This window comes from Pseudomonas sp. GW821-FHT03A09 (assembly GCF_059421065.1).
In genome coordinates this window covers 196018-220430 of record NZ_JBWKUX010000003.1, presented here as the reverse complement: position 1 = coordinate 220430, position 24413 = coordinate 196018, and the positions used below count along the sequence as shown (strand labels likewise).

At 58.4% G+C, this 24413-nt stretch carries 19 protein-coding genes and 4 tRNA genes; 7 read left to right on the top strand and 16 right to left on the bottom strand.

Annotated features, from left to right (window positions below; all coding sequences use genetic code 11):
• Window positions 1-69 precede the first annotated feature (69 nt).
• A complete protein-coding gene (locus tag AC07V4_RS06295) occupies window positions 70-564 on the bottom strand; it encodes a DUF2938 domain-containing protein (protein ID WP_492635547.1) in 495 nt (164 codons plus the stop codon).
• A gap of 79 nt (window positions 565-643) precedes the next feature.
• Between AC07V4_RS06295 and AC07V4_RS06290 the strand changes: the two genes are divergently transcribed.
• Window positions 644-1072: a helix-turn-helix domain-containing protein gene (locus tag AC07V4_RS06290; RefSeq protein WP_492635715.1), complete on the top strand. Its 429-nt coding sequence runs from the start codon at window positions 644-646 to the stop codon at window positions 1070-1072.
• 68 nt (window positions 1073-1140) lie between these two features.
• On the opposite strand, the gene AC07V4_RS06285 is transcribed toward AC07V4_RS06290, so the two are convergent.
• The 10 genes from AC07V4_RS06285 to AC07V4_RS06240 all read right to left on the bottom strand — a co-directional run bounded on the left by AC07V4_RS06285 (window position 1141) and on the right by AC07V4_RS06240 (window position 10568).
• Window positions 1141-3015 (bottom strand): SurA N-terminal domain-containing protein, encoded by a 1875-nt coding sequence (locus AC07V4_RS06285; protein WP_492635548.1) that lies wholly within the window; start codon window positions 3013-3015, stop codon window positions 1141-1143.
• A gap of 230 nt (window positions 3016-3245) precedes the next feature.
• Entirely contained in the window at window positions 3246-3533 is a 288-nt protein-coding gene (locus tag AC07V4_RS06280) for an HU family DNA-binding protein (protein ID WP_221034285.1), read from the bottom strand.
• Window positions 3534-3666: 133 nt separating this feature from the next.
• Entirely contained in the window at window positions 3667-6063 is a 2397-nt protein-coding gene (gene lon, locus AC07V4_RS06275) for an endopeptidase La (RefSeq protein WP_492635549.1), read from the bottom strand.
• A gap of 189 nt (window positions 6064-6252) precedes the next feature.
• Entirely contained in the window at window positions 6253-7536 is a 1284-nt protein-coding gene (clpX, locus tag AC07V4_RS06270) for an ATP-dependent Clp protease ATP-binding subunit ClpX (protein WP_003238279.1), read from the bottom strand.
• 112 nt (window positions 7537-7648) lie between these two features.
• Complete coding sequence (gene clpP / locus AC07V4_RS06265; protein WP_017129550.1) at window positions 7649-8284, bottom strand: ATP-dependent Clp endopeptidase proteolytic subunit ClpP; 636 nt, start codon at window positions 8282-8284, stop codon at window positions 7649-7651.
• 91 nt (window positions 8285-8375) lie between these two features.
• A complete protein-coding gene (gene tig, locus AC07V4_RS06260) occupies window positions 8376-9686 on the bottom strand; it encodes a trigger factor (protein ID WP_431750989.1) in 1311 nt (436 codons plus the stop codon).
• 401 nt (window positions 9687-10087) lie between these two features.
• Window positions 10088-10163: transfer RNA gene (locus tag AC07V4_RS06255), tRNA-His, on the bottom strand.
• 79 nt (window positions 10164-10242) lie between these two features.
• A tRNA-Leu gene (locus tag AC07V4_RS06250) sits at window positions 10243-10327 on the bottom strand.
• 56 nt (window positions 10328-10383) lie between these two features.
• Window positions 10384-10459: transfer RNA gene (locus AC07V4_RS06245), tRNA-His, on the bottom strand.
• A 32-nt stretch (window positions 10460-10491) separates the two neighbouring features.
• Window positions 10492-10568 (bottom strand) — tRNA-Arg (locus AC07V4_RS06240).
• 275 nt (window positions 10569-10843) lie between these two features.
• On the opposite strand from AC07V4_RS06240, the gene folD reads away from it, so the two are divergent.
• Window positions 10844-11698, top strand: coding sequence for a bifunctional methylenetetrahydrofolate dehydrogenase/methenyltetrahydrofolate cyclohydrolase FolD (gene folD, locus AC07V4_RS06235; protein WP_492635550.1), 855 nt, complete (start codon window positions 10844-10846; stop codon window positions 11696-11698).
• 81 nt (window positions 11699-11779) lie between these two features.
• Here folD and AC07V4_RS06230 read toward each other — a convergent pair whose 3' ends face one another.
• The gene (locus AC07V4_RS06230; RefSeq protein ID WP_492635551.1) at window positions 11780-12478 is read right to left on the bottom strand and encodes an alpha/beta hydrolase; all 699 of its coding nucleotides are present in this window, start codon (window positions 12476-12478) and stop codon (window positions 11780-11782) included.
• 340 nt (window positions 12479-12818) lie between these two features.
• Here AC07V4_RS06230 and pbpG point away from each other — a divergent pair, with 340 nt between their 5' ends.
• Complete coding sequence (gene pbpG, locus AC07V4_RS06225) at window positions 12819-13742, top strand: D-alanyl-D-alanine endopeptidase (protein ID WP_492635552.1); 924 nt, start codon at window positions 12819-12821, stop codon at window positions 13740-13742.
• A 114-nt stretch (window positions 13743-13856) separates the two neighbouring features.
• Here the strand turns inward: pbpG and AC07V4_RS06220 are convergent, their stop codons facing one another.
• On the bottom strand, window positions 13857-14519 hold the full coding sequence (locus AC07V4_RS06220) for a peptidase C39 family protein (protein ID WP_492635553.1): 663 nt from the start codon (window positions 14517-14519) through the stop codon (window positions 13857-13859).
• Window positions 14520-14716: 197 nt separating this feature from the next.
• Between AC07V4_RS06220 and AC07V4_RS06215 the strand changes: the two genes are divergently transcribed.
• Window positions 14717-14872, top strand: a complete 156-nt coding sequence (locus AC07V4_RS06215; protein ID WP_492635554.1) for a hypothetical protein — start codon at window positions 14717-14719, stop codon at window positions 14870-14872.
• Here the strand turns inward: AC07V4_RS06215 and AC07V4_RS06210 are convergent.
• On the bottom strand, window positions 14869-15279 hold the full coding sequence (locus AC07V4_RS06210; protein ID WP_492635555.1) for a PA0061/PA0062 family lipoprotein: 411 nt from the start codon (window positions 15277-15279) through the stop codon (window positions 14869-14871). The two genes, AC07V4_RS06215 and AC07V4_RS06210, sit on opposite strands and share 4 nt — an antisense overlap.
• Before the next feature lie 219 nt (window positions 15280-15498).
• Here AC07V4_RS06210 and AC07V4_RS06205 point away from each other — a divergent pair, with 219 nt between their 5' ends.
• From AC07V4_RS06205 to AC07V4_RS06195, 3 genes are read left to right on the top strand one after another with little or no spacing between them, the layout of a single operon-like run.
• Window positions 15499-18720, top strand: coding sequence for an efflux RND transporter permease subunit (locus AC07V4_RS06205; protein WP_492635556.1), 3222 nt, complete (start codon window positions 15499-15501; stop codon window positions 18718-18720).
• Window positions 18710-19879 carry an efflux RND transporter periplasmic adaptor subunit gene (locus tag AC07V4_RS06200; protein WP_492635557.1) on the top strand — a complete coding sequence of 390 codons (1170 nt, stop codon included), beginning with the start codon at window positions 18710-18712 and terminating at the stop codon, window positions 19877-19879. The genes AC07V4_RS06205 and AC07V4_RS06200 overlap by 11 nt, the downstream gene beginning before the upstream one ends.
• The gene (locus tag AC07V4_RS06195) at window positions 19863-21281 is read left to right on the top strand and encodes an efflux transporter outer membrane subunit (protein ID WP_492635558.1); all 1419 of its coding nucleotides are present in this window, start codon (window positions 19863-19865) and stop codon (window positions 21279-21281) included. Before AC07V4_RS06200 ends, AC07V4_RS06195 begins: the two co-directional genes overlap by 17 nt.
• Before the next feature lie 134 nt (window positions 21282-21415).
• Here the strand turns inward: AC07V4_RS06195 and AC07V4_RS06190 are convergent, their stop codons facing one another.
• Together AC07V4_RS06190 and AC07V4_RS06185 are read right to left on the bottom strand one after the other, a co-directional pair.
• On the bottom strand, window positions 21416-22699 hold the full coding sequence (locus AC07V4_RS06190; RefSeq protein ID WP_492635559.1) for a Zn-dependent hydrolase: 1284 nt from the start codon (window positions 22697-22699) through the stop codon (window positions 21416-21418).
• Between the two features lie 143 nt (window positions 22700-22842).
• Window positions 22843-24330 carry an NCS1 family nucleobase:cation symporter-1 gene (locus tag AC07V4_RS06185; RefSeq protein ID WP_492635560.1) on the bottom strand — a complete coding sequence of 496 codons (1488 nt, stop codon included), beginning with the start codon at window positions 24328-24330 and terminating at the stop codon, window positions 22843-22845.
• Between the last annotated feature and the right edge of the window lie 83 nt (window positions 24331-24413).

Sequence of the window (24413 nt, the reverse complement as noted above, 5' to 3'; positions counted from 1 at the left end):
TGGTTCGGTAAACACCCAGCATCCACGTAGGACGCCAACCGCTACAACCCCTTTTCCTACAAACGGCGTTTATGCCCACACTTGCTTGAGCACAGCGCCCGAAAGATAGAGGCCGCCTCCAAACACCATATGGGTTAGCAAGCTGCGCAAGCGATTCCTCCAAGGAGTGGGTGTGCGAGAGGCCGCTATGCCAGCCCCCATTGCCGGTTGCATCACGAAATAGGGGATAACCACTGTCACCGTACCCACCACTACTGCAGGCAACCACACGGGATCATGCAACCACCCCACGCCGTAGACACCCACCAACAACGCGGCGAACCCAATGCCGACGGCATAATGGACCAACCACCCCAGTGCCAGCTCGCCCTGTACCGGTGGGGCCTTGCCGATACTGGCATGGACGAACGTGCCCTGGCGAAGATGCCCCACCCATCGGCCCACCATCGCGTAGTCGAGTGTCGCGATACCCAACCCCTTCAGGATCATTGACCAAACGTCCATCACGGCTGTCGCGCCAACACCGACCAACACCAACCTTACCCACTCATCCACCGACAACATTGCCTACCCTCTGATTGATGAAACACTCGTTTACGGGCAGCATAGAAGTTGAAGTCAACTTCAAGTCAAGCGGTGCATCATAGATATTTCAGAAGTTTCCCGGCGAACAGGGCTCCCCTCCTCCACAGTCCGGTTCTACGAGAAGACGGGCTTGATCACAGCGACCAGCGCCCCCGGCGAACGACGGCACTTCGCGTCTAATGTGCTCGATCAACTGGCACTGATTGCACTGGGTCAGGCCGGAGGTCTGTCCTTGGACGAAATCCGCATCATGCTGCCCTCCGAGGGGGTTCTGCAGATAGATAGGACGCTGTTGCTGGACAAGGCTGACAGCATCGACGCGACCATCAAGCGCCTGAAAGCCATGAGCCAAGGCTTGCGCCACGCCGCAGAATGCCCGGCGCCCGATCACACGCAATGCCCGAATTTCCAACGACTGCTCAAGGCCGCTGCGGGAAAAGTGAAAAGGAACAGAACGACCGCAACGTCCGTAAGACCTTGCCCGTAGGCGCTCCGCCGCCCCCATAAAAAAGCCCCCGGTCTTTTCAGGCCGGGGGCTTCTTATTCAAGCCGCCATCAGAACTTCTTGATGTCAGCCTGGGTTTCCAACTGCTTACGGTACGCCGCGAAGTCTTGCTGGCCGATACGCGAAGCGAGGAAACGGCGGTACTGCGCCTTTTCTTCGTCCGACGGGGCAGCCGCTTCATTGACGCCGTTCAAACGCACGATCATCAGGCTGCCATCAGCCAGGGTCACGGTAGTGAACGTCGGCTTGTCCTTGCCCGCAGGCTTAGGCATGCGGAACAGGGCTTGCAGAACAGTCGGATCAATCGCTTCCGCGCTACGGGTCGCCGCTTCAGTGACTTTCCAGGCCTGGCCGTCGACTGGCTGGTTCAGCGGGGTCTTGCCATCACGCAGGCTGGCGATCAGTTCGTCAGCGTGCGCCTTGGCAGCCGCGCTGGCGCGCTCCTTGGTCATCTGGGTGCGGATCGCTGCCGAGACCTTTTCCAACGGTAACTGCGCAGGCTTGAGGTGCTCTTTGGCACGCAGCACAACGATGGTTTCCGGGTCCAGTTCGATGGCGGTGCTGTTGGCACCCTCATCCAACACTTCCGGGCTGAACGCAGCGGTGACCACGGCACGGTTAGCCGCGATACCTTCACCACCCTCACGGCCAAACGGCGCGGAGGTGTGCACGGTCAACTTCAGGTCAGACGCCGGCTGGGCCAGGTCGGAGGCTTCGAATGCCGCATCTTCCAATTGCTTGGTCGCTTCGACAAAACGCTGTTCAACCTGTTGGGTCTTGAGCTCGCGGGTCAGCTTGTCTTTCAGGCTGGCAAACGATGGCACTTGCGGTGCCTCAACGCCCAACAGCTTGATCAGGTGCCAGCCAAAGGTGGTGCGCACCGGGGCCGATACCTGGTCTTTGTTCAAGGCATACAGGGCAGTTTCGAAGTCCGGGTCGTACACGCCAGGGCCGGCAAAACCGAGGTCACCGCCATTGTTGGCCGAACCCGGGTCCTGGGAGAACTCCTTGGCCAGGGCTTCGAACTTCTCCCCCTTGGCCAGGCGCGCCTGGATTTCTTCAATCTTGGCCTTGGCCTGCGCCTCGGTCACCTTGTCGTTGACTTCAATCAGGATGTGCGCGGCACGACGCTGTTCAGCGAGGTTGGCGGTTTCTTTCTGATAGGCAGCCTGCAGTTCATCGTCCTTGACGGTGACCTGGTCGAAGAAGGAGGACTTCTTCAGCTCCAGATAGTCGACGACCACCTGGTCCGGGGTCATGAACTCTTTGGCATGCTGGTCATAGTAAGCCTTGACCTCGTCGTCGGTGAGCTTCACCGCCGCAGGGTCGGCCTTGATGTTGACGGTGGCGAAATCGCGGGTCTGTTTTTCCAGACGGGCGAATGCCAGCACTTCGGCGTCGGTGACGAAGCCGCTGCCGGCGATGCCAGCACGAACCTGGCCGATCAGCATTTCCTGGGTCAGCATCTGACGGAACTGCATACGGCTGTAGCCCAGCTGACGGATCACCTGGTCAAAGCGTTCGGCATTGAACTTGCCGTCCACCTGGAATTCCGGCGTTTGCAGGATGACTTGGTCCAGCGCCGCTTCGGAGAAGCCGAACTTGGAATTCGCAGCACCTTGCAGCAATAGCTTGCGATCGATCAGCCCTTTGAGGGCCGCATCGCGCAGCAATTTCTCGTCCAGCAGGGAAGCATCGAAATCCTTGCCCAGCTGTTGCATCAGCTGACGACGTTGCATGTCGACGGCCTGGCTCAATTCGGTCTGGGTGATTTCTTCACCGTTGACCTTGGCCACGTCCTGCTTGTTGTTGGTCGAAGCCTGGAAAATAGCCTCGATACCGGTGAACGCCATCAACGCGACGATGATCCCGATAATGGTCTTGGCAATCCAGCCTTGTGAATTGTCCCTGATATTCTGCAGCATGCGTCCCCCAGAAACGGTTGAACTTCAAAAATTAGGCAACCGTGGAGCGTGGGTAGAGTCCGGATAGAAGAAAGGCGCATCCGAGGATGCGCCTTCTCGTAACTGGCGGAGCGGACGGGGGTTTGAACCCACACCCCCGGCGTGGCGACCCGATGGATACTTGGGTCAGCTGCCGCTCCGCTGCCAGGCCAGACTGCGTCTGGCCCGGATAGGTAAGGCTTGAACGAAGCTTAGTTAACGGCTTCTTTCAGGGCTTTACCGGCTTTGAAACCTGGTTTCTTGGCAGCAGCGATTTGCAGTGCTTTGCCAGTCTGTGGGTTACGGCCAGTGCGAGCTGGGCGATCAGTCACAGAGAAAGTACCGAAGCCTACCAGTACCACGGAGTCGCCGGCCTTCAGAGCGCCAGTGACGGATTCGATTACTGCGTCCAGCGCACGGCCAGCAGCAGCTTTCGGGATATCAGCGGATGCGGCGATAGCATCAATCAGTTCCGACTTGTTCACTCTAAGTCCCCTTATATATCTATTGAGTATGATTCTAAGTTTTTTGGTGAAAGCAAAAACCAGTGCTGAATGGCCTACAGACACTTAAGAGCCGCTTTATAACAAGGGCTCTAAAAAGCTGTCAAGGAAGCCCCCAGGCTTAATCGCATTAATGCGTGCTAATTCTTTCCTTGGAATCAGACTCGCGTTTTTCATCCTTCGCGACAATCTCCGGAGCCACATCCGGCAAGGGCTCCGGCGCGTATTGCAGCGCAATTTGCAGGACCTCGTCAATCCATTTAACCGGTTTAATCTGCAGATCCTGCTTGATGTTGTCAGGAATTTCCTTCAAGTCGCGGACATTCTCTTCAGGAATGATCACCGTCTTGATACCGCCTCGGTGTGCCGCCAGCAATTTCTCTTTCAGACCACCGATGGCCAGCACCTGACCACGCAGGGTAATTTCCCCGGTCATGGCCACATCCGCTCGCACAGGGATGCCGGTCAATGCCGACACCAGGGCCGTGCACATGCCTACGCCAGCGCTAGGGCCGTCTTTCGGGGTAGCCCCTTCCGGCATATGGATGTGAGTGTCGTGCTTCTCATGGAAGTCCAGGGGAATGCCCAGGCTCTTGGCGCGACTGCGCACCACGGTTTGCGCGGCAGTGATGGACTCGACCATGACATCACCCAGCGAACCGGTCTTGATCAACTGGCCTTTGCCCGGGATCACCGCCGCTTCAATGGTCAGCAATTCGCCGCCCACTTGGGTCCACGCCAGGCCAGTCACCTGCCCTACTTGATCCTGCTGCTCGGCCAGGCCGTAGCGGAATTTCTTCACGCCCAGGAAGTGTTCCAGCGAGTCGGCCGTCACCTTCACCGAGAAGCGTTTTTCCAGCGCATGCTCCTTGACCGCCTTGCGGCAAATCTTCGCGATCTGGCGCTCAAGGCCCCGAACGCCGGCCTCGCGGGTGTAGTAGCGCACGATGTCACGGATCGCCTCGACTTCAAATTCGATCTCGCCCTTTTTCAGGCCATTGGCTGAAATCTGCTTGGGCGCGAGGTATTTGACGGCAATATTGATCTTCTCGTCTTCGGTGTAACCCGGCAGACGAATCACCTCCATCCGATCCAACAAGGCTGGCGGAATATTCATGGAGTTGGAGGTGCACAGGAACATTACGTCGGACAGGTCGTAGTCGACCTCCAGGTAATGGTCGTTGAAATTGTGGTTCTGCTCAGGATCGAGCACTTCGAGCAACGCGGATGCCGGATCACCACGCATGTCGCTGCCCATTTTGTCGATTTCATCGAGCAGGAACAGTGGGTTGCGCACCCCCACCTTAGTCATCTTTTGAATCAATCTTCCTGGCATCGAACCGATGTAAGTCCGGCGATGACCACGGATTTCCGCCTCATCACGCACACCGCCAAGGGCCATGCGTACAAACTTGCGGTTGGTGGCGTTGGCAATGGACTCGGCCAGGGAGGTTTTACCCACGCCTGGAGGACCGACCAGGCACAACACCGGACCACGAATCTTCTTCACGCGCTTTTGCACGGCGAGGTATTCAAGGATGCGTTCTTTGACTTCTTCGAGACCATAGTGGTCGGCATCGAGGATATCTTCAGCGCGAGCCAGGTCCAGGCGCACTTTGGTCTGGGCCTTCCACGGCACCTGCACCAGCCAGTCGATGTACGAACGAACCACGGTGGCTTCGGCCGACATCGGCGACATTTGCTTGAGCTTGTTCAACTCAGCGGTCGCTTTGGTCAGAGCGTCTTTCGGCAGGCCTGCGGCATCAATGCGCTTTTTCAGCTCTTCGATTTCGTTGTGGCCTTCCTCACTGTCACCAAGTTCCTTCTGAATGGCCTTCATCTGCTCATTCAGGTAGTACTCGCGCTGACTGCGCTCCATCTGTTTCTTCACGCGACCACGGATGCGCTTCTCAACCTGTAACAGGTCGATTTCGCCATCCAGCAGTGCCAGCACGTGCTCAACACGGGCCGAGAGGTCGATGATTTCGAGGATGTCCTGCTTCTGCTCGATCTTCAACGCCATATGCGCAGCCATGGTATCGACCAGGCGGCTTGGCTCATCAATGCTGTTGAGAGAGGACAGGACTTCAGCCGGGACTTTCTTGCCCAACTGCACATACTGCTCGAACTGCGAGAGCAGGCTGCGTACAAACACTTCGGATTCGCGCTCAGGGGCTTCGACTTCGTCGATCAACGCGACTTCAGCGCGCAAGTGGCCGTCCACTTCCATGAAACGCTCGACCGCGCCACGCTGCTCGCCTTCCACCAGCACCTTGACGGTGCCATCAGGCAGCTTGAGCAGTTGCAGCACGGTAGCAATGGTACCGACGCGGTACAGGGCGTCTTCGCCCGGATCATCATCAGCAGGATTCTTCTGGGCCAACAGCAGGATCTGCTTGTCGCCCGTCATCGCAGCCTCGAGGGCTTCGATAGACTTCTCGCGCCCCACAAACAGCGGGATAACCATGTGCGGATAGACGACGACATCACGCAACGGCAGGAGAGGCAATTCGATGGTTGTCTTCATGATTTCGCCTCTATGACAGTTGAAAAATAAACTTGAAACCAAGATGGGGGCTGCATGCAAAAAAAACAAGCTCAATGCCAGCACTTAAACGCATGAATAAACGCGAATTTAAAAGCTGTCCTGAAAAACTGCCCCAAAAAACAAAGGGGCCTCGAAAGGCCCCTTGCTTGCACAGCAACTGCAAAACGCTTACGCGTCCGGCGCAGCCTTGGCAGTCGGCTCACTGTTTTCGTAGATATACAGTGGCTTGGACTTGCCTTCGATAACGCTTTCGTCGATTACCACTTTACTCACCTCGGACTGCGAGGGGATTTCGTACATGGTATCGAGCAACACGCCTTCGAGGATCGAGCGCAAACCACGCGCACCGGTCTTGCGCTCCAGTGCCCGCTTGGCCACCGATTTAAGCGCATCGGTACGGAACTCAAGGTCCACACCTTCCATCTCGAACAACTTGGCATACTGCTTGGTCAGGGCGTTTTTCGGCTCGGTGAGGATCTGAATCAGAGCCGCCTCATCCAACTCGTCCAACGTGGCCAGCACTGGCAGACGGCCAACGAATTCCGGGATCAGACCGAACTTGACCAGATCGTCAGGTTCGACTTCACGCAGGGACTCGCCCACCTTCTTGCCTTCTTCCTTGCTGCGCACTTCGGCACTGAAGCCGATGCCACCACGGGTGGAACGCTGCTGGATAACTTTTTCCAGGCCGGAGAACGCGCCGCCACAGATGAACAGGATGTTACGCGTATCAACCTGAAGGAATTCCTGCTGCGGGTGCTTGCGACCACCTTGAGGCGGTACGGAAGCGACCGTGCCTTCGATCAGTTTCAACAGGGCTTGCTGCACGCCTTCACCGGAAACATCCCGAGTGATGGACGGGTTGTCCGACTTGCGCGAAATCTTGTCGATTTCGTCGATATAGACAATACCCATCTGGGCTTTCTCTACGTCGTAATCGCACTTCTGCAGCAGTTTCTGAATGATGTTCTCGACGTCCTCACCCACGTAGCCAGCCTCGGTGAGGGTGGTGGCGTCGGCGATGGTGAACGGAACGTTCAACAGGCGAGCGAGGGTTTCCGCAAGCAGGGTTTTACCCGAGCCTGTAGGGCCGATCAGCAAGATGTTGCTCTTGCCGAGCTCGACTTCGTCGCCCTTCTTGTCACGCTGGTTCAAGCGCTTGTAGTGGTTGTACACCGCTACGGCCAGAACCTTCTTTGCACGCTCTTGACCGATCACATACTGGTCAAGGATGCCGCTGATTTCTTTAGGCGAAGGCAATTTATGCGCGCTGCTCTCAGCCTGGGCTTCCTGCACCTCCTCGCGGATGATGTCATTGCACAGGTCGACGCACTCGTCGCAGATAAACACCGAGGGGCCGGCAATCAATTTGCGTACTTCATGCTGGCTTTTGCCGCAGAAGGAGCAATAGAGCAGCTTGCCGTTGTCCTCGCCGTTGCGGGTGTCAGTCATTCGTTCGATCCAAATCCGATAGGCTTGCAACACAAGATGAAGGCTTATGCGGGCTTTTTCAAGCCCGCCAGTGGTCGGATACGCCGACCAGCCCTATTTTGAGCGGCTTATATTAAGCGGGACGCTGGGTGATCACTTCGTCGATCAGCCCGTATGCCTTCGCCGCTTCGGCACTCATGAAGTTGTCGCGATTGGTGTCGCGCTCGATTTCTTCCAGGGTGCGACCGCTGTGCTTGGCCATCAGCGTATTGAGACGCTCACGGATAAACAGGATTTCCTTGGCATGGATTTCAATGTCCGACGCCTGGCCCTGGAAACCGCCCAGTGGCTGGTGAATCATTACGCGCGAGTTAGGCAGGCAGAAACGCTTGCCTTCGGCACCGGCAGTCAGCAGGAATGCGCCCATGCTGCAGGCCTGGCCGATGCAGGTGGTCGACACGTTCGGCTTGATGAACTGCATGGTGTCGTAGATCGACATACCCGCCGTCACCGAGCCGCCTGGGGAGTTGATGTAGAGATGGATGTCCTTGTCCGGGTTTTCTGCTTCAAGGAACAGCAACTGCGCACAGATCAGGTTGGCCATGTAGTCCTCTACCGGACCAACCAGAAAGATCACTCGCTCCTTGAGCAGGCGCGAGTAGATGTCGTAGGCGCGTTCGCCACGAGCAGATTGCTCGACAACCATCGGGACCAAGCCGCCAGCGGCCTGGATATCAGAGTTCTGCTGAATATAGGAATTACGGAACATGCTCTGCAGTTACTCCCAAATAGTCATGTCTTGAAAACGCATAAGCCAGCGCGAGGCTGGCTTATGGTTGTATTTCCAACGAGTTGGACAATCAGTCGGCTTGTGCTGCTTCCGCCGGTTTGACTGCTTCTTCGTAAGAGACCGCTTTGTCGGTCACCTTAGCCTTCTGCAGAACAGTATCCACAACTTGTTCTTCCAGCACAACCGAACGTACTTCGTTCAGTTGCTGGTCGTTCTTGTAGTACCAAGCCACGACCTGCTCAGGCTCCTGGTAGGCCGAGGCCATTTCCTGGATCATCTCGCGAACGCGATCTTCGTCAGGCTTGAGATCGAACTGCTTGACCACTTCAGCCACGACCAGACCCAGCACCACACGGCGCTTGGCTTGCTCTTCGAACAGCTCGGCCGGCAGTTGATCAGGCTTGATGTTGCCACCGAACTGCTGAACCGCTTGAACACGCAGGCGATCAACTTCGTTGGACAGCAGGGCCTTAGGCACTTCGATCGGGTTGGCGGCCAGCAGACCGTCCATGACCTGGTTCTTGACCTTGGACTTGATGGCCTGACGCAGCTCACGCTCCATGTTCTTGCGAACTTCGGTACGGAAGCCTTCGATACCGGTTTCCTTGATGCCGAATTGAGCGAAGAACTCTTCGTTCAGCTCTGGCAGCTTAGGCTCGGATACGCTGTTGACGGTAACGGTGAACTCAGCGGCTTTGCCGGCCAGGTCCAGGTTCTGGTAGTCAGCAGGGAAAGTCAGGTTCAGAACGCGCTCTTCGCCAGCTTTTGCGCCAACCAGGCCGTCTTCGAAACCAGGGATCATGCGGTTGGAGCCCAACACCAGTTGGGTACCCTTGGCGGAGCCGCCAGCGAATGCTTCGCCGTCAACCTTGCCAACGAAATCGATGTTCAGTTGGTCTTCGTTCTGAGCAGCGCGATCGGCCACTTCGAAACGGGTGTTCTGCTTGCGCAGGATTTCCAGCATGTTGTCCAGGTCGGAGTCCGCTACGTCAGCGCTCAGGCGCTCTACGGCGATATCTTCGAAACCGGCAACGGTGAATTCAGGGAACACTTCGAATACAGCAACGTATTCCAGGTCTTTACCAGCTTCCAGGGACTTAGGCTCGATCGAAGGCGAACCAGCCGGGTTCAGCTTGTGCTCAACAACGGCCTCGTAGAAGGAAGCCTGAATCACGTCACCCACTGCTTCCTGACGCGCGTCAGCACCAAAACGGCGCTTGATTTCGCTCATTGGCACTTTGCCTGGACGGAAACCAGCGATCTTGGCCTTCTGGGCAGTCTGCTGCAGACGCTTGTTGACCGCAGTTTCGATGCGCTCAGCCGGCACAGTGATGCTCAGGCGACGCTCGATAGCAGTAGTATTTTCAACAGAAACTTGCATGGATATTCCTCGTTGCACAGACGTTAGCCGGCCATTTCCGACCCCAATCAAGGGCATGCATTCTAGTGGGTCAAACTCAAGAAGTCACCCTACTGCAAATACGCCCGAAAACAGCCGGCAATTTATCGGTACGAAGGCACTGAACGACCTCGCCCCGGTGACAAATACATCCCATCACGCCAGGGCTCTGCGCCGCCCCTTCTATATATAGAAGAAGTCGCCATCCATCTCCCTGACGGCCAACCCCTCAAACAGGGCTGGCTGGCAGCACAGCATCATCGAGATACATAAATACGACGACGAGCCCTGCCATTGCGACCCAACACCTGCAGCCGCCGAATATTTCGAAGCGCTAAAACCAAAAAAGGCGCCAGACTGTTAAATCTGGCGCCTTTCGAATATGGGGTGGACGAAGGGGATCGAACCCTCGACAACGGGAGTCACAATCCCGTGCTCTACCAACTGAGCTACGCCCACCATATTGCATTAACAAAGAACTCGAACATCTTCTTTGTTGAACCTCACCTCGCCTTGCGACAGGGTGACGCCTTGAAATTGGTGCGGATGAAGAGACTCGAACTCTTACGCCTCGCGGCGCTGGAACCTAAATCCAGTGTGTCTACCAATTCCACCACATCCGCGCTTGAAGCTCTTAAAGCAAAGGCGCCAGACGATTAATCTGGCGCCTTTCAAAATATGGGGTGGACGAAGGGGATCGAACCCTCGACAACGGGAGTCACAATCCCGTGCTCTACCAACTGAGCTACGCCCACCATATAGCGCTACTTGTGCCAAAGCTGCCTAATGGCGCACCCGGCAGGACTCGAACCTGCGACCATCCGCTTAGAAGGCGGATGCTCTATCCAGCTGAGCTACGGGCGCCTTATTAATCTGTACTCTTGGAGGATTACAAACTAAGTGCTTCCAGCCTTGCAGAACAACTATTCTGCTCGACCTTCTTAACCAGTGCTAGGCTGTGCCCGACAAGTGCGACGAATAGTATAGAGGGCATTGATACCCGTCAAATCTTTTTTGAAAAAAACTGATTTTATTTAAGGGGTTAGGGCAATTTGCAGACCAAGCGCCTTTGCCCTCACGTCATGGCGTGCGAGAATGCGCGCACTTTTCTTCCCCCTCTCGATGGTTAATCACGCGTAATGACTGCACAACTTATCGACGGCAAATCAATCGCCGCCAGCCTGCGCCAGCAGATCGCCAAACGCGTCACCGAGCGTAGCCAGCAAGGCCTGCGCACGCCCGGCCTCGCGGTGATCCTGGTCGGCAGCGATCCTGCCTCTCAGGTTTATGTCTCGCACAAGCGTAAAGACTGTGAAGAGGTCGGCTTTATTTCCAAGGCCTACGACTTGCCTTCCGAGACCACCCAGCAGGCCCTTACCGACCTGATTGACAGCCTCAACGATGACCCGAGCATCGACGGCATCCTGCTACAACTGCCGCTGCCTGAACATCTGGATGCCTCCAAGTTGCTGGAGCGCATCCGCCCGGACAAAGACGTCGACGGTTTCCACCCTTATAACGTCGGCCGCCTGGCCCAGCGTATCCCGCTGCTGCGCCCGTGCACTCCGAAAGGCATCATGACCTTGCTCGAGAGCACCGGTGTCGACCTGTATGGCCTGGACGCCGTGGTTGTCGGCGCTTCCAACATCGTCGGCCGCCCGATGGCCATGGAACTGCTGCTGGCCGGCTGCACCGTGACCGTCACCCACCGTTTCACCAAGGACCTCGCCGGCCATGTCGGCCGCGCCGACCTGGTAGTCGTGGCTGCCGGCAAACCGGGCCTGGTCAAGGGTGAATGGATCAAAGAAGGCGCCATCGTCATCGATGTAGGCATCAATCGCCAGGAAGATGGCAAGCTGGTTGGCGACGTCGTGTACGAAACCGCCCTGCCCCGCGCCGGCTGGATCACCCCAGTACCCGGTGGCGTCGGCCCGATGACTCGCGCCTGCCTGCTGGAAAACACCCTGTACGCAGCAGAAACCCTGCACGCTTGATAATCAGGCGGACTGAAAAAGCCCTGCCTTATCGCAGGGCTTTTTATTGCCTGACAGAAACGCTGAAAAAAGGGTCGATGATCAGACGTTCGATGCAGCTACCGCAGCCTCATCAATAAACGCGGCAACCTCGGCGGGCTTGGTCGCCAGCGAAGCATGGCTGGTCGCCAAGGTGATCGTGCTCCGGGGATTGAGCCGTGCCGCCATCAACTTCTGATTTTCAGGATGAATCATTCGGTCTTCGCTGGACACCTGATACCAGGACGGTTTCTTCTTCCAGGCAGGCGCAGTGACCTTATCGCCAAAAGTGCTGGCCAGCGGTGCCTTTTGAGTGACTGCCATCACCAAAGCCTCGCTGTCAGGCAAATCCTGGCAAAAGCTCTCATGGAATTTGTCCTGCTTGACCCACAGGTACCCGTCGGTGTCAGGCTCAAGGTTTGCAGCTGCCTCCGGCAGATTGCGCTCGGTGATCGCGCCCGGACTCTCACCAGCATCAGGGGCGAATGCCGCAATGTAGACAAGCCCAATGACATTAGGTTGGTTGCCCGCCTCGGAAATCACTGCGCCACCGTAGGAATGCCCCACCAGCAGAACCGGCCCCTTTTGCTGGGCAATCATTTTGCTCGTTCGCTCAGCGTCATCGGCAAGTGACGTCAGAGGCATCTCTACTGCCCGTATGGACGTATAACCCTTGCGATTCAACTCAACGATGACTTTGCTCCAGTGCGCCGCACCACCCCAAAACCCATGTACTAGCAATATCGTCGGCTTACTACTCATTGTTGAAACCCCGCTCGTCAGTGAGAAAAACCCGCAGCACCAAAAAGTCGGGGCGCTCAATTGTTGGCTTCAGCCACCCGACTTCAGACATTTTCTTGAGGTATTCAGTAAAGCTTAAGTAAGTACTATTACATGTGAAATAAGGCGTCGGTCAGGCAGCGGAAAAGCTCGCGACCAAAGGCAGGTACATAATCGGTACAACCTCTGCCAATCATCGGCTTACAGCCTTTATTTAAAGCTCTCTATCGTTTTCTGATCCATACTCCTAAAATGTAACGGCATTTGTCATAAAACCCGTTCCCAAACGGCATTTCCTTACTTTTTTAGCGAGTTCACCCGCGTGAAAATTCGTCTCTCTATCTTCAGCCTATTTTTTGCATTTACAGGCACCCTCGCGCACGCAGCCGAAACCACCCAGGCTCCGCGTGATACGTCCAAACTTCAGATCGCCTCCGGCAGCGCCATGCTGGTCGACCTGCAGACCAACAAAGTCATCTATTCCAGCAACCCCGACGTGGTGGTGCCCATCGCGTCGGTGAGCAAATTGATGACAGGCCTGGTGGTGCTGGAAGCCAAGCAAAACATGGATGAGTACATCGACATCAACATCAAGGACACGCCGGAAATGAAAGGCGTGTTCTCCCGCGTGAAAATCGGCAGTGAAATGCCGCGCAAAGAGATGTTGCTGATCGCGCTGATGTCCTCTGAGAACCGCGCTGCCGCCAGCTTGGCCCACCACTACCCGGGCGGCTACCCGGCCTTTATCGCGGCGATGAACGCCAAGGCCAAGGCACTGGGCATGACCAGCACCCACTACGTGGAACCCACCGGCCTGTCGATTCACAACGTGTCCACCGCCCGAGATTTGAGCAAGCTGTTGGCCTACGCGCGCAAATTCCCGATGCTCAGCCAACTCAGTACCACCAAGGAAAAGACGGTGTCGTTCCGCAAGCCCAACTACACCTTGGGTTTCTCCAACACCGACCACCTGATCAACCGTGCCAACTGGGATATCAAGCTGACCAAGACCGGTTTTACCAACCAGGCCGGCCATTGCCTGGTACTGGTGACGAGCATGGGCAATCGTCCCGTTTCATTGGTGATCCTGGATGCCTTCGGCAAGTTCACCCACTTTGCCGATGCCGGTCGCATTCGCAACTGGGTCGAGACCGGCAAGGGTGGCTCGGTGCCGGACGTCGCGTTGCGCTACAAGGCTGACAAGAACCTGAAGAACCGCCCGAATGCTGCTGAAGTGCGTCGCTAAGCGACAGCGCTGACTCCACTAATGTGGGAGGGGGCTTGCTCCCGATGGCGGTGGCCCAGGTACATATGTATCAACTGACCCACTGCTATCGGGAGCAAGCCCCCTCCCACATTTTTATTTGCGTTCCGCCAGCACCTTGAGCGCCTGCGCCGCCGCTTGCTCCTGCCCGGCCTGGGCCGTGGCATTGGCCGACGCGCGCCAGAGTTGCGTATCCACATTGGCGGGCAACTGGCTCGGGCGTTGAGTCAATATGGCCCAGTGACCCGCGCTTTTCCACGCCGACTCAAAGTCGCTGAAACTCATCAGCATTCGCCGCTCCATACCCGAGCGCAGCAACACAGTGCTTTTTTGCTGATTGAACCCCACCACCACGACATATCGGGTTCCAGACCAGAAACTCGGGTTGAGCCGCGCCATCACCGGGTAACCCGCCGCAACCTGCGCCAGCACCGCCGTCAGTTGGTTATCCAGCGGGTACACCATCAACCCGTATTCACGAGCCAGCACCTGCATGTTGCGCTCAAGGTCAGCTTCGCCGCCTGGCAGATGCAGCGGCTTATCCAGCAAACCCGGTGTCATGACAATGCCTTGTTGCGACAGCATGCTGGCCAAGGCGCTGGGACCACTCTGATAGGCCTCGCTGCGAAAGGTCGGCACGCCATTGAGTTCGACGCGCTCCGGCAGGCCCGGCAGTTTCGAGGGGTGCCCGGAACACGCCGCGAGCCCCAGGGCACAGGCCAGCAACAAGGTGGTTTTAACGTTCGACCGTAACCGCAATTTCTTACTCTCTTGATCAACTGCCGGTGAGGGCCCAGATCATAGCCCAATCGCGTTTAGGTAGGAGAACGACGGCGCTGATATAGCAAACAAGTTGGACAGACTCGACCATTGGTCAATAGCAGGCAACCGCCAGGTAGCTAGACTGTCCATTGAGAAGACTGTGTGTGCCCCCGATGGGGCGAAAGGAGGCCCAGATGAGCCTTGCAACGACGATTTTCCTGTTGGTCTGCGGTTGGCTGGCCGTTGCCGGCGCCATGCTGTGGGGCGTGATGCGCGTGACCCGTCGCCATCATCACCCCCACGCCAAACCTGCCAAGCCGCCTAAAGTGGCGACGGCACGGCACGCTTAGCCAGGCATGCAATTGAAATCCTGGGTCGCCGCCACTTCCTTGCCGTGGCCGTCCTTGAGCACAGCGCGCACGGTAGTGCCCAGGCTCGATTCCACCAGGGTGTAATGTTCACCCGCCTTGAAATTCTTGTACTCGACCCGCCCCTGGCAGTCCTGCTGGTTGTCGTCGCCTGGCTCTTCTTCAAATAAGGTCACATCCAGACGATGATCACCCGGGGTCACTTCAAAAAAGCGCCCGTCATCCACGCGCTTGCCGTCGACGCGTTCGGCCATCAGGTCATTCGGCGCTTCTTCTTGCAATCCAATCCACGCTTCGCTCGGGTCCGCCTTGGGGATCGGGCCGGCACACGCCGACAGAAGCAATACAGCACCAAGGGCAGGAATCAACAACAAGGGTTTAAGTGACATGGCAGGGCTCCAAAGGACATCAGTAAAAAGACGAGGCGAAATGTGTCGCGTCCGATGGGCTACAAGCTTGGAGAGCCACCCTTTGTAGAACAAATGAATACATATGAAACGATCTTCAGCCGTTAACTAAATGTTCCTTCACCTGGCTGAAAGGTGCGTGTTAGGTGGGTCGGGCAAGACTGCCGGGGTTTGCAATCCTGCTCCCTCGGAGGTTCACGCATGCTCGGGCTGGTAAAGACCGCACTGCAAAAGCCGTACACGTTCATCGTGTTGGCCATATTCATCTGCATCATCGGGCCGATGGCGGCCCTGCGAACCCCCACGGATGTGTTCCCCGATATCGGTATCCCAGTAGTCGCCGTGGTCTGGCAGTACAACGGCCTGTCACCGGATGCCATGGCCGGTCGGGTGATCTACACCTATGAACGCTCCCTGAGCACCACCGTCAACGACATCGAACATATCGAATCGCAATCGCTGCCCGGCATGGGCATCGTGAAGATCTTCTTTCAGCCCGGCGTCGACATCCGGACCGCCAACGCCCAAGTGACCGCCGTTTCACAAACCGTGCTCAAGCAGATGCCACCGGGCATCACGCCGCCGCTGATCCTGAACTACAGCGCCTCCACGGTGCCGATTTTGCAGATGGCGTTTTCCAGCCCCACGCTCTCGGAAGCCAAGATCCGCGACCTGGTGCAGAACAACATTCGCCTGCCATTAAGCGCCCTGCCCGGCTTGGCCATGCCCACCCCCATGGGTGGCAAACAGCGCCAGATCACCCTCGACCTCGACCCGCAGGCACTGGCGGCCAAAGGCCTGTCGGCGCAAGACGTAGGCAACGCACTGGCGTTGCAGAACCAGATAATCCCCGTGGGCACCGCCAAGCTCGGCCCCAACGAATACACGATCCTGCTCAACAACAGCCCCAAGGCCATCGATGAACTCAACGACCTGCCGATCAAGACCGTCGACGGCGCGCTGATCACCATCGGCCAAGTGGCCCACGTGCGTGACGGCTCACCGCCGCAGACCAACATCGTGCGCGTCGACGGTCACCGCGCGGTGCTGATGCCGGCGTTGAAAAACGGCAGCATTTCTACCCTGTCGATCATCGACGGCATTCGCCAGATGCTGCCACGCATCAACGAAACCCTGCCGCCATCGCTGAAGACCTCATTGCTGGGTGACGCCTCGGTGTTCGTCAAGCAATCGGTGGGCAGCGTGGCCCAGGAAGGCATCATCGCCGCCTTGCTGACCAGTGCGATGATCCTGCTGTTCCTCGGCAGCTGGCGCTCCACGTTGATCATCGCCGCCTCGATTCCATTGGCAGTGCTGTCAGCCATCGCGCTGCTGGCAGTCTCCGGGCAAACCCTCAACGTGATGACGTTGGGCGGGCTGGCCTTGGCCGTGGGCATCCTGGTGGACGATGCCACGGTGACTATCGAGAACATCAACTGGCACCTGGAGCAAGGCAAGGCGGTGAAGACCGCGATCCTCGACGGCGCCGCGCAGATCGTCGGCCCGGCATTCGTCTCGCTGCTGTGCATCTGCATCGTGTTCGTGCCGATGTTTTTGCTGCAAGGCATCGCCGGTTACCTGTTCCGGCCAATGGCCCTAGCGGTGATCTTCGCCATGGCCAGCTCATTCATCCTCTCGCGGACCCTGGTGCCGACCCTGGCAATGTTCCTGCTCAAGCCCCATATGCCGGAACAAGGCGCGGGGCATCACCCGGAAGATGAGTTCATCAATCACCACGAGGGCGAGCAGCACCAAAAACCGCGCAACGCCCTGCTGCAATCGGTGCTGAATTTTCAGCAAGGGTTCGAGCGTCACTTCTCGAATATCCGCGATACCTACCACGGCCTGCTGACCTTGGCCCTGGGCAACCGCAAACGTTTTATCGTCGGTTTCCTGGCTTGCGTGCTCGCCTCATTCCTGTTGCTGCCGAGCCTGGGCCAGGACTTCTTCCCGGCCACCGACGCCGGTGCCCTCGCCCTGCATGTACGCTTGCCACTGGGCACCCGTATCGAAGAAAGCGCGGCGGCGTTCGACCGGATTGAAGCGCGGATTCGCGAAGTGATCCCGGCCGAAGAACTGGACACCATCGTCGACAACATCGGCATTCCGCTGAGCGGCATCGACATGGCCTACAGCAGCAGCGGCACCATCGGTCCGCAGGATGGCGATATTCAGGTCACCCTGAAAAAAGACCACGCGCCCACCGCCGACTACGTGAAAAAACTACGCGAAGCCCTGCCCGAAAGTTTCCCCGGCAGTCACTTCGCGTTCCTGCCCGCCGACATCAGCAGTCAGATCCTCAACTTCGGTGCACCAGCGCCACTGGATGTGAAAATCTCCGGGCGCAGCGATGAAGAAAACCGCGCTTATGCCGTGGAGCTTGAGCGCCGACTGCAACACGTGCCTGGCATCGCCGACCTGCGTATCCAACAATCCACCGGCTACCCGTCGCTGCAAGTCAACGTCGACCGTATGCGCGCCAATGGCTTGGGCATCACCGAAAGAGACGTGACCAACAGCATGGTTGCCTCCCTCGCCGGCAGCTCGCAAACCGCGCCGACGTTCTGGCTCAACCCGGCCAACGGTGTGTCGTACTCCATCGTCGCGGCAACGCCGCAGTACCGCCTGGACAGCTTGCCCTCACTGGAAGCCTTGCCCGTCACGGGTGCCGATGGCCAGTCGCAAATCCTCGGCGGCGTGGCAACCATCGCCCGCGTGCAAAGCCCGGCGGTGGTGACCCACTACAACATCGAACCGACCCTGGACCTGTACGCCAACGTGCAAGGCCGCGACCTCGGCGGTGTGGCCCGCGATGTACAAAAAGTGTTGGACGACACCGCGTCCATGCGCCCCAAAGGAGCGGTGATTAGTCTGCATGGCCAGATCGACGCCTTGCATGAAGCGTTCAGCGGTTTGAGTTTCGGCCTGCTCGGTGCGGTGGTGCTGATCTACCTGCTGATCGTGGTCAACTTCCAGTCCTGGGCCGACCCGTTCGTGATCATCACTGCATTGCCGGCGGCACTTGCGGGCATCGTGTGGATGCTGTTCCTCAGCGGCACCTCGTTATCGGTGCCGGCACTGACCGGCGCCATCCTGTGCATGGGCGTGGCCACCGCCAACTCGATCCTGGTGGTGAGCTTCTGCCGTGAACGCCTGGCCGAACATGGCGATGCACTGAAGGCCGCCATGGAGGCTGGTTATACGCGCTTCCGCCCGGTGTGCATGACCGCGCTGGCGATGATCATCGGCATGCTGCCACTGGCCTTGTCCGAAGAGCAAAACTCACCGCTAGGCAGGGCCGTCATCGGAGGCTTGATCTTCGCCACCATCGCCACACTGTTGTTTGTTCCCGTGGTCTTCAGCCTGGTCCACGGTCGTCACCCTACTCGCGTTGCTGCTGGAGAAACTTCACATGTCGTCTGATCATAAACCCTCGCGCAAGCGTCTGATGCTCATGGGTGTCGGCGGCCTGACATTGGCCGCCCTGTTGGTCGCCAACGGCCTGCACGCCCGCACGCTGCACGAACAGTCGGTCACTGCCTGGACGGAAACCGCGGCCATCCCACAGGTGGTGGTGTTCCAACCGAAACAGAACGCCGCCGGTGACACCCTACGTTTGCCAGCGCACTTGGAAGCCTGGAGCAAGGCGCCGATCCACGCACGGGTCAGCGGCTACTTGAAAGACTGGAAAGTCGACATCGGCAGCCAGGTCAAGGACGGGCAAATCCTCGCCGAGATCGACAGCCCGGACCTGGACCAGCAACTGGCGCAAACCCACGCCCGCCTGATCCAGGAGCAGGCCAATGCGCGCCTGGCCGAAACCACGGCGACGCGCTGGCAGAACCTGCTGGCCAGCCACTCGGTGTCGCGCCAGGAAGCCGACGAAAAAACCTCCAACGCCGCCGCTGCCAAAGCCAACGCCGAGGCCGCCGCCGCCGATTACGCACGCCTGTCGGCGCTGGAAAGCTACAAGACCATCCGTGCCCCCTTTGCCGGCACCATCACCGCACGCAACACCGACATAGGCCAGTTGATCAAGGCCGATACCGACAGCGATCCCGAGCTGTTCAACATCGCCGATACCCACCAACTGCGCCTCTACGTACCAGTACCACAGAACTACGCGGCGGTGATCCATCCAGGCCTTGAAGCCGAGTTGACCGTACCTGAACACCCCGGCAAACACTTCAAGGCGCGGTTGATCGGCGATTCCACCGCCATCGACCGTCGTTCCGGCACCCTGCTCGCCCAGTTCGTCGCCGACAACCCCAAGGGCGAGTTGCTGCCAGGGGATTACGCCGAAGCCACCCTGCCGATTCCAGCGGACACCCATGGTGTGAGCATCCCGGCCAGCGCGCTGATCTTCCGCGCCCAAGGTACTCAAGTCGCGGTACTGGATGCGCAGAATCATGTGCACCTGCAAGACATCCATATCGGCCTCGACCTCGGCGAACGCTTGGTGATCGACCAAGGTTTGAAACCCGCCGACCGCGTGGTCGACAACCCGCCCGACGCCCTGCGCGAAGGTGACCCCGTGCAACTGGCGGACGCCTCCGGAGGTGCACATGCGCCCAAGGCTTAATCCCCTCGCCGCGTTGATGCTACTGGCGCTGCAAGGCTGCTCGATGGCGCCCACCTACAAGGTGCCCGCGGTGGACCTGCCGGCCGGCTACCGCGAACAGACCAGCGATGGCCCGTGGCACAGCGCACAACCGTCCGACCAGATTGCGCCAGCGTGGTGGAAGCTCTATAACGATTCGCGCCTCGATGACCTGCAACAACAACTGCTCAAGGCCAACCCAGACCTGGCGGCGGCACTGGCGCACTTCGATGCGTCCCAGGCGTACGCCAGCCAATTGCATGCGGGTCTGTTTCCTCAGATCACTGCCAGCGCACAACCGTTGCGCCAGCGGCAGTCGGACTCGCGGCCGTTGCGTGGTGATACCCAACCATCGGTTTACAACAGCAATAGCGCAGGGTTTTCCCTGAGCTACGACCTGGATCTATGGGGCAAAATCCGTAACCAGGTCGCAGCCGGTGATGCTCAGGCGCAAGCATCCGGGGATGACCTGGCGGTGGCGCGGTTGAGCCTGCAACATCAGTTGGCGACGCTGTACGTGCAGCTTAATGGGCTGGATGCGCAGAGCCGGATTCTCAACAGCTCGCTGGATGATTTCAGCCAGGCGTTGCAGCTCACGCGCAGTCGTTATGAGGGCCAGATTGCTTCCGAACTGGACCTGACCCGGGCACAAAACCAGTTGGCCGAAGCCAAGGCACAGCTGGATGAAGTGCGCGGGCAACGTAACCTGACCGAACATGCCATCGGTGAACTGGTGGGGGTGGCGGCCAGCGATTTTTCCTTGCCGCCGAGCCAGCAACTGATCGCGCTACCGGGCATTCCATCGCAACTCCCCAGCCATCTGCTGCAACGTCGCCCGGATATCGCGGCGGCGGAACGGCGGGTGTTTGCAGCCAATGCCAATATTGGTGTGGCGAAGGCGGCGTGGTATCCGGACTTCAGCTTGACCGGGTTGATTGGCGGGCAGACGCAAGGTGTCGGCAATCTGCTATCTGCCGGCAACCGTTACTGGGCGCTGGGGCCGTTGGTGAATTTGCCAATCTTTGACGGCGGCCGCCTGAGCGCCAACGAGCGTCAAGCCAAAGCCGAATTCGAGGAGGCTTCGGCACAGTACCGCAGCCATGTACTCAAAGCCGTGCGCGAAGTGGAAGACAACCTGGCACAACTGCGGGATTTGCAGCAGGAAGCCCAGGATGAACAAGCGGCAGCGGATGCAGCACAGCACACACAATCGCTGGCGATGAACAGCTACCAGGCAGGCGCCGTAAGTTATCTGGATGTAGTGACCGCGCAGACCGCTGCATTGCAGGCGCAAAGGACATTGCAGGCAGTACAGACGCGGCAGTTACAGGCGAGTGTGGGATTGATCACGGCACTCGGCGGCGGCTGGCAACCCGGTGCCTGATAGCGGTGTGTCAGTCATACAGGTATAAGCTGAACCACCGCTATCGGGAGCAAGCCACCTCCCACAGGGGGTTTACGGCCAGACACATAATGTTCGAACGCTGCAAAGCCCCCTCCCACATTTTTAAATGTATTTCAGGCGGCAAGTTTGCCGCTGGCGATAGCGGCCGAAGCGGCCACCATCGCCCGTAGCAACACCGCACACCCCGCCGCCAGATCATCTGGTGCAGCATTTTCGATTTCGTTGTGGCTAATGCCTCCCTCACACGGGACGAAGATCATCCCCGCCGGGCCCAGTTCGGCGACGAAAATTGCGTCGTGCCCTGCCCCACTGACGATATCCATGTTCGACAGCCCCAGCCCATTGGCCGCATCGCGCACGGCATCCACGCAGCCTTTGTCAAAATACAGCGGCGGAAAATCAGCTGTCGGCTCCATCTCGAAACTCAACCCATGTTTGGCGCAGGTTTCGTCGATCACCTTGCGTACTTGGGCAATCATCGAATCCAGCCGGGCCGGTTCCAGATGCCGGAAATCCAGAGTCATGCGCACTTCACCAGGAATCACGTTGCGCGATCCGGGATAAGCCTGCAGGCAGCCCACTGTCCCACACGCATGAGGCTGGTGCCCCAGCGCCGCCGCGTTGACCGCCGCGACAACGGCCGCCGCGCCCACCAAGGCATCCTTGCGCAGGTGCATCGGCGTCGGCCCCGCATGGGCTTCAACGCCGCGCAATTTCAGGTCGAACCACTTCTGCCCCAATGCCCCCAATACCACGCCGATGGTCTTTTTTTCGTCCTCCAGAATCGGCCCTTGTTCGATATGCGCCTCGAAATACGCCCCCACTTTGTGACCACTGACCGGCCGGGTTCCCGCATAGCCAATCGCATTCAATGCATCGCCCACACTGACCCCATCCACATCCACCTTGGCCAAGGTATCCGCCAACGTAAATTTCTCGGCGAACACCCCCGAGCCCATCATGCACGGTGGAAAACGCGAGCCCTCTTCGTTGGTCCACACCACCACTTCCAGCGGTGCCTCTGTTTCCACCTTGAGGTCGTTAAGGGTGCGCAGCACTTCCACCCCCGCCAGCACGCCAAAGCAACCGTCGAACTTGCCGCCAGTGGGCTGGGTGTCGATATGGCTGCCAGTCATCACCGGTGGCAGGTTGGGATTGCGTCCCGGTCGGCGGGCGAAGATGTTGCCAATACCGTCGATGGTCACGGTACAACCGGCGGCTTCGCACCACTGTACAAACAGGTCACGGGCCTTGCGATCCAGGTCGGTGAGGGCCAGGCGGCACACGCCCCCCTTGGGTGTGGCGCCGAGCTTGGCCAAGTCCATCAAGGACTGCCACAAGCGGTCACGGTTGATGTGCTGATGGGTGGATTGCAGAACGTCGAGAGCAGCGTTCATGGGGATCTCCTCAGGCTACATTTTTATAGGTTGGCTCAATCAAAGGTGGGAGCTGGCTTGCCTGCGATGGCGGACTGTCAGCTGAAACAGTGTTGCCTGATACACCGCTATCGCAGGCAAGCCAGCTCCCACATTGACCGTGTTTACAACGAAGTTTTAACGGAGATTGGGCTGACCCCGCGCTTGGCATTCAAGCCGTAATACATCAAGCCGCCCAGCGCCGAACCGGTAAACCAGCCATAGCTGTAGAACCAACTGAACGCGTCACTGCCCAGGGACAACAAGGTCAGCACCACCGGCACGCCGAAGGCGATGAAACCGCTCCAGTTCCACGCCGGGTAAACGTCGTCGCGATACAGGCCAGCCAGGTCCAGTTGCTGTTTGCGCGTGATGAAATAGTCCACCACCATGATCCCGGCAATCGGGCCGAGCAGGCTTGAATAACCGAGCAACCAGTTGGAATACACAGTCTCCAGGCTCACATCCGAGACGATCAGCCCGAGTTTTTTCAGCAGCTCATGGGCCATCAACGCCAACCCGACCAGGCCAGTGAGAATCACCGCTGTGGTACGGTTGATCAGTTTGGGGGCGATGTTCTGGAAGTCATTGGTGGGCGAAACGATGTTCGCTGCCGTGTTGGTGGACAAGGTGGCGATGATGATCAACGCCATGGCAATCGCTACCCACACCGGGCTCTGGATATGGCCGATCAGGCTCACCGGGTCGGACACGCTGACACCCACCAGTTTCACCGACGCGGCGGTCATGATCACGCCAAGGGCGGCGAACAGGAACATGGTCAGCGGCAGGCCGAAAATCTGCCCGAGGATCTGGTCTTTCTGACTGTGGGCGTAGCGGCTGAAGTCGGGAATGTTCAGCGACAAGGTGGCCCAGAAACCCACCATCGCGGTGAGGCCGGCCATAAAGTAACCGGTGAGGCTCGCGCCTTCGGGACGTTTGGGTGGGATCGCCATGAGTTCGCTGAGAGACACATTCGGCATCGCCCACACCAACAGGCCTATCCCGACTGCCACCAGCAGCGGTGCCGACAGGGTTTCCAGGCGCTTGATCGACTCGGCGCCACGCAAGACCACCCACAAATTCAGCGTCCAGAAAATCATGAAACCGATCACTTCACCGGTGCCACCGAGGGATTTCCAACCCTCGAAAATCGACCCCAGGAACAAGTGAATCGCCAAGCCGCCAAACATCGTCTGGATACCGAACCAGCCACACGCCACCAGCGCGCGGATCAGGCACGGCACGTTGGAGCCGAGGATGCCAAAGGAAGAACGCAGCAACACCGGAAACGGAATACCGTACTTGGTGCCAGGAAACGCGTTGAGGGTCAGCGGAATCAGCACGACGATGTTGGCCAGCAGGATCGCCATCAGCGCCTCCCCCACTGACAGCCCGAAATACGCGGTGAGCACCCCGCCCAACGTATAGGTGGGCACGCAGATCGACATGCCGACCCACAGTGCGGTGATGTGCCATTTGTTCCAGGTTCGTTCGTGCACCTTGGTCGGTGCCATGTCGTGGTTGTAGCGTGGGCTGTCGAGGACGTCGGGGCCGGCGTCGAGTTCGTACAGGCCGTTGCGCTCTATGACTTGCGATCTGTTCTGTTGCATGGCCGCTCCACGGTTTTTTCGAATTATTGTTGCTCACCCCGCGCTGGACGCAGGGTGGCCGGAGTACCGCGTAAACAACATGA

Bases quoted from the DNA above. Each gene is read 5' to 3' on its own strand.
- AC07V4_RS06295 (WP_492635547.1), bottom strand. From the start codon at position 564: ATGTTGTCGGTGGATGAGTGGGTAAGGTTGGTGTTGGTCGGTGTTGGC.
- AC07V4_RS06285 (WP_492635548.1), bottom strand. From the start codon at position 3,015: ATGCTGCAGAATATCAGGGACAATTCACAAGGCTGGATTGCCAAGACC.
- lon (WP_492635549.1), bottom strand. From the start codon at position 6,063: ATGAAGACAACCATCGAATTGCCTCTCCTGCCGTTGCGTGATGTCGTC.
- clpX (WP_003238279.1), bottom strand. From the start codon at position 7,536: ATGACTGACACCCGCAACGGCGAGGACAACGGCAAGCTGCTCTATTGC.
- clpP (WP_017129550.1), bottom strand. From the start codon at position 8,284: ATGTTCCGTAATTCCTATATTCAGCAGAACTCTGATATCCAGGCCGCT.
- tig (WP_431750989.1), bottom strand. From the start codon at position 9,686: ATGCAAGTTTCTGTTGAAAATACTACTGCTATCGAGCGTCGCCTGAGC.
- folD (WP_492635550.1), top strand. From the start codon at position 10,844: ATGACTGCACAACTTATCGACGGCAAATCAATCGCCGCCAGCCTGCGC.
- AC07V4_RS06230 (WP_492635551.1), bottom strand. From the start codon at position 12,478: ATGAGTAGTAAGCCGACGATATTGCTAGTACATGGGTTTTGGGGTGGT.
- AC07V4_RS06215 (WP_492635554.1), top strand. From the start codon at position 14,717: ATGAGCCTTGCAACGACGATTTTCCTGTTGGTCTGCGGTTGGCTGGCC.
- AC07V4_RS06210 (WP_492635555.1), bottom strand. From the start codon at position 15,279: ATGTCACTTAAACCCTTGTTGTTGATTCCTGCCCTTGGTGCTGTATTG.
- AC07V4_RS06205 (WP_492635556.1), top strand. From the start codon at position 15,499: ATGCTCGGGCTGGTAAAGACCGCACTGCAAAAGCCGTACACGTTCATC.
- AC07V4_RS06200 (WP_492635557.1), top strand. From the start codon at position 18,710: ATGTCGTCTGATCATAAACCCTCGCGCAAGCGTCTGATGCTCATGGGT.
- AC07V4_RS06195 (WP_492635558.1), top strand. From the start codon at position 19,863: ATGCGCCCAAGGCTTAATCCCCTCGCCGCGTTGATGCTACTGGCGCTG.
- AC07V4_RS06190 (WP_492635559.1), bottom strand. From the start codon at position 22,699: ATGAACGCTGCTCTCGACGTTCTGCAATCCACCCATCAGCACATCAAC.
- AC07V4_RS06185 (WP_492635560.1), bottom strand. From the start codon at position 24,330: ATGCAACAGAACAGATCGCAAGTCATAGAGCGCAACGGCCTGTACGAA.